Origin of the sequence: Actinoplanes sp. NPDC051633, from assembly GCF_040681735.1 — a bacterium.
Lineage (GTDB): Bacteria > Actinomycetota > Actinomycetes > Mycobacteriales > Micromonosporaceae > Actinoplanes.
In genome coordinates, this window is sequence record NZ_JBFAZH010001124.1 from 1 (window position 1) to 2,510 (window position 2,510).

Here is a 2,510-nt window from a genome sequence, read left to right on the forward strand (position 1 = left end):
GTTACTTTGAGTCATACCGATGATTGTCACGCAGTGTGAAGATCGACATGCGCCGACGCGCCACGAGAATCGCACGTGACGGCGGTCGCAGGTCTTCACTGACTGGTTACTTCACGCTTCGATACCCTGCCGTCATGCCCGCTGATCAAGCACCCATGAGCAAGCGACTCCGTCTGTGCGAAGAGCTACGCAAGCTCCGTGAAGGCAAGAGCTGGTCAGTAACGCACGTTGCCGCACTCCAGGGTTGGTCACACACGAAGGTCAGCCGACTTGAGACCGGTAAGGTCCGGCCGGACGTCGGCGAGGTGATGGACCTCCTCGACCTCTATGGCGTGACCGGTGAACACAACGACCGGTTGGTCACTCTTGCTCGCCAGGCCAACGCCTGCGGGTGGTGGAAGGCGTACGCCGGGATGCCAGCACGCCAGATGGGCTTCGCAGAGATGGAATCCGCAGTCACGGTGATTCGAGAGTATGCAGCGGCGTTCATCCCCGGCTTGGTACAGGACGCCGCTTATATCCGCCAGCGGTTCAGCGATCGTGATGCCGTGAAATCGTTCGACCTCGAAGCAGCGGTCGATGGCCGGCTGGAGCGGCAGAAGATCCTTGATCGCATTGAGTACGAGGTCATCATCGACGAAGCAGCCCCTCGTCGTGCCAGCGCTCCAGCGGACGTGCTGCGAGCGCAGTATCTGAGCCTGATCGAGAGCGGCAGCCGCGAGAATGTCGCTGTCCGTGTCCTCCGCTTCGGCGCTCCGATCGAAACAATGTCGGTTCCGCTGAACAGCTTCGCCCTCTACCGTTTCGACACGCCGGACGACGACGACATGGTGAGTGTCGAGACCGAGACCAGCGACCTGTGGCTCGGCGATGCTGAGGATCTTGCGCGTTATACGGTCGTGTACTAGCGGCTGCATGCAGCCGCTAGCACCCCTGATGAGACTGGCATCGACGGTGCTCCGGCACGGCCGACACCTGAGAGTCGTCTGTCACCGGGTGAGGGTAAGGGTGGGTGATTCGCGAGGTCGAATGGATCAAGGAAAGAGCACAGACGGATCTAAGCTGCCTTGGCGTGAGCCGAGAGACCGATGGCATCATCGCCGCCGCGCAAGCGATAGACCCCACGGTCATAGCTACGTCCATCAACACCGGTGGGCATGCTCCCGGCTCCGACCACTTCAAGCCAGGTACGGGCGGCAAGGGCCTGGCTGCCGACTTCGACTTTGTTCAGAAAGACAAAGCCGCGCGCCGGCTGCACCTGGCGAAGGAGTTTAAACGGCTCTACACATCCGATCTGGATGAGCTCATCTACTCGCCCATGACCACTGGCCTCGGCAACCAAGGCCGAGAGGTCAACATCCTCAGCTTCTACAAGAAGCCGACGGACTTGGTCCCACTGGTTGCTCGCGCACGGTTTGTGAAAAGGGAACAGTTATTCGATACGCTGGGCCTCGTTCTGATGTGGAACTCCGAACACTATCTGCGGAAACGACCGATGCAAGGCACCCCCGTTGGTTGGACCTCCGGGGGTGCCTTCGCGTCAGAGTCCCAGGAACGGCTTGATGAAGAGGTCGTAGACGGTGTTACCCGCCACGCCTCCGGCGCTGACGATGACTGTCCACTTGATAAACGCGATGGTCCAACGGGCAAGCCTGTGATCTGCGATCCAGCCCGATACCTTGTCGATCTTCGCGTTCACGTACTCGTTGAGGATTTCGAGAAGAAGTTGTACGGCGGCTTTGACGTCATCCCAGCGAGCAGACGACTTCCGGCGGTTGGGCACGGTGACCCCACTTTAAGGAGGTGTGTCGAATGGGCCCGTTGCTTAGTAAATCCAAGCAACGACGAACTTCGGACAGATAACGGGCGCCAAGCCGGTAGGTCGCGCGCCGGGAACGCCGTTATCAAAGCGTGATCAAACGTGTCTGGTCGCCTGAAGGCCCTGTAAAGGCTTGACAAACTTGGCTGTTCGGGGAACACCTGTCGCCTAAGGTGAACGATGTCCTTCGCAAGGGGACGCGTCGACCCCGCTCACTTCGGTGTGCGGGGTCTGTCGTTTGTGTCGCACACCGCGACTAGTGTTCTGGCGTTACCCTTGCGACGAAAGGACAACTGAATATGGAATCGCAAACCATTGAGCGGATCGACATCGACCCCGCTGAGCTGCTTCTCGACATGAACGTCCGCAAAGACGTCCGGTTCGACAAAGACTCTGGTGGCAGCATCGCCGAGCGAGGTGTGCTCGTCACGATCATCGCGTGCGCACCGCATCCGGCGACATCCGAGTCCGTCACGGCCACCGCCGCACGCTCGCTGCCATCGAAGCGAGGGCTCGTCGCCCGCTGGCCCGTCCGGCGGGCTATTTCGCGTCTAACCTCGCGTGGTCATGAGCGACTTCGATTCGCGACCAGCGACACTCCTCCACAGTCAGCGCGTTGGCGAGTTGATGGTGCAAGTCATCAAGGAGGCGATGGATCGCTCAACCTGTCACGACCGCAGCAAGACGGAAC

Annotated in this window: 3 protein-coding genes; all 3 read left to right on the forward strand. The window is 60.1% G+C overall.

Features of this window, described 5'->3' with window-relative positions:
- Positions 1–134 precede the first annotated feature (134 nt).
- Entirely contained in the window at positions 135–908 is a 774-nt protein-coding gene (locus AB0M20_RS37865; protein WP_364305660.1) for a helix-turn-helix transcriptional regulator, read from the forward strand.
- 104 nt (positions 909–1,012) lie between these two features.
- Positions 1,013–1,915 carry a hypothetical protein gene (locus AB0M20_RS37870; protein WP_364305662.1) on the forward strand — a complete coding sequence of 301 codons (903 nt, stop codon included), beginning with the start codon at positions 1,013–1,015 and terminating at the stop codon, positions 1,913–1,915.
- 203 nt (positions 1,916–2,118) lie between these two features.
- The coding region (locus tag AB0M20_RS37875; RefSeq protein WP_364305664.1) for a hypothetical protein at positions 2,119–2,510 on the forward strand (392 nt) is incomplete at its 3' end.